The sequence below is a fragment of the Pseudomonadales bacterium genome (assembly GCA_013215025.1).
Taxonomy (GTDB): Bacteria; Pseudomonadota; Gammaproteobacteria; order Pseudomonadales; family DT-91; genus DT-91.
The window spans coordinates 1-1,909 of sequence record JABSRR010000309.1 but is presented as its reverse complement, the minus strand read 5'-3'; the positions used below and the strand labels follow the sequence as shown (position 1 = coordinate 1,909).

3 protein-coding genes are annotated in these 1,909 nt (G+C 47.6%); 2 read left to right on the top strand and 1 reads right to left on the bottom strand.

Translation table 11 applies throughout. The features are described 5' to 3' along the window. Positions 1 to 355: acetyl-coenzyme A synthetase (locus tag HRU21_13220; GenBank protein NRA43248.1), on the top strand; the 355-nt coding region annotated here is incomplete at its 5' end. A gap of 10 nt (positions 356 to 365) precedes the next feature. Next, on the top strand, positions 366 to 1,361 hold the full coding sequence (locus HRU21_13215) for an SDR family NAD(P)-dependent oxidoreductase (protein ID NRA43247.1): 996 nt from the start codon (positions 366 to 368) through the stop codon (positions 1,359 to 1,361). A gap of 42 nt (positions 1,362 to 1,403) precedes the next feature. Here the strand turns inward: HRU21_13215 and HRU21_13210 are convergent, their stop codons facing one another. Continuing rightward, the gene (locus tag HRU21_13210; protein ID NRA43246.1) at positions 1,404 to 1,835 is read right to left on the bottom strand and encodes a hypothetical protein; all 432 of its coding nucleotides are present in this window, start codon (positions 1,833 to 1,835) and stop codon (positions 1,404 to 1,406) included. Positions 1,836 to 1,909: the final 74 nt, after the last annotated feature.

The window sequence follows — 1,909 nt, the reverse complement described above, 5'->3', positions numbered from 1 at the left end:
CGAAATCGAATCTGCACTGGTATTGCACCCCGATGTCGCAGAAGCCGCCGTAGTTGGTTTTCCACATGATATTAAAGGCCAAGGCATTTATTGCTATGTCACGGTAAATCAAGGTGTAGCGCAAGACGCCGCGCTGCAGCAAGATCTGGTTGCGCTGGTGAATGAAGAGATTGGGCCAATTGCCAAACCCGACCATATTCAGTGGGCGCCCGGCTTGCCGAAAACCCGCTCGGGCAAAATCATGCGCCGCATCCTGCGCAAAATTGCTGAAAACGAACTGGATACGCTCGGCGACACCTCAACCCTGGCCGACCCATCGGTGGTTGATGATTTGATAGCCCAACGACGTCAATAAGGCTTTACAGATGAAAATATTTATTACCGGCGCAACCGGTTTAATTGGCGCCAACAGTGCATTAGAATTATTGCAAGCCGGTCATCAAGTCCGCTTGCTGGTGCGCAATAAAACTGCTGCAGAACAGTATTTTGCCCAGCATGGCTACCAGCTAGACGACTTCGTTGTTGCTGATATGTTAGATAAAGCGGCGGTCAAACAAGGCATGCAGGGTTGTGACGCCGTGCTACACTGCGCCGCCATTGTCGATCTTGATCCACGTCATGCGGAAAAAACCATTCAAACCAATCTGCAAAGTATAGAAGCAGTGATTGGCAGCGCCTGCGAATTAGGAATCAAAAAAATACTTTATGTATCCAGCATGAGTATTTTTTACGACTTTAAGCAAAGCCTATTAACCGAAGCAACGCCGCTCGTCGAGGTGCAAGACGCCTACTCGCGCTCGAAAAAACTCAGCGAAGAAAAAGTACGCGCACTGCAGGCAGAGGGCCAGCCCATTATCATCACCTATCCATCTATGGTATTAGGGCCTAATGACCCTAAGCTTGCAGAGAGTAATAGCTCAATCATCCGCTTTGTAACACAGGTAATGCCGATCACCAGCTCTGGCACGCAGCCGATTGATGCACGTGATGTGGCTTTAGCACACCGTTTACTGCTTGAGTCAACGCTTAACGCCAACAGCTGCGAAGAGCGCTATATTTTAGGCGGCATTTATAATAGCTGGCCAGACTTTGCCGATGCAATCGAAACCGCCGCTGGGCAAAAGCTGCGCCGCATGGCAATTTCAGGCAAACTCTTTCGTGCGCTTGGTCATATCTTTGATGCGCTACGCAAGCTAATACCGATCAGCTTTCCTATTTCTAAAGAAGCCATGCGCATTGTTACACAGCTACCACCGGCCTCTAGCGACAAGCTCATCAATAAAACCGGTATAAGCTTTAGACCAACCCAGCAAACGATTCATGACACAGTGACATGGATGCGTGAAACGGGGCGCCTATAATTAACAATAATTTTACGCAGCTTTAAACATTCGTCATGTAGTTTAATCGTTAGCCAAAAGCAAGGCGGGCCTTGTAGGCGATTGCCTTAGCTGGAACGCTAAATATGCGGCAATTAAAATATCAATTGTGCCGCAAAACGCTGGCCACCATGCGGGCATGCCGGGGTTAATAAATAGATGCTCATGCACAATATCATAGACACCGTGAGCAAAATAACCGATTGCCAATAACAGCAAGGTAAAGCGTAAATTTTTTATCGCTGCAATACAGGCGACAGCAAAAATAGGCAAGGCATATAGCACTTCATAAAGTAGCGCCTCGATCGAGCCGGCGTATACGGCAAAGGCAAAATAAAATAACGGGTAAGTGGCCAGCACCAACGGATAGGCCCAGGGTTGGTTTTCGGTTTTGCCCGCCTTAATGCCTAACACTGTCACTAAAGCTACCGCAAAACCTGCAATCATTGCTATCATAAACATGCTCCTTATATTTTAACAACCCTAACAAGCAACGCCCAACAGCAATAGTTACTATCTCTTCATCTAAT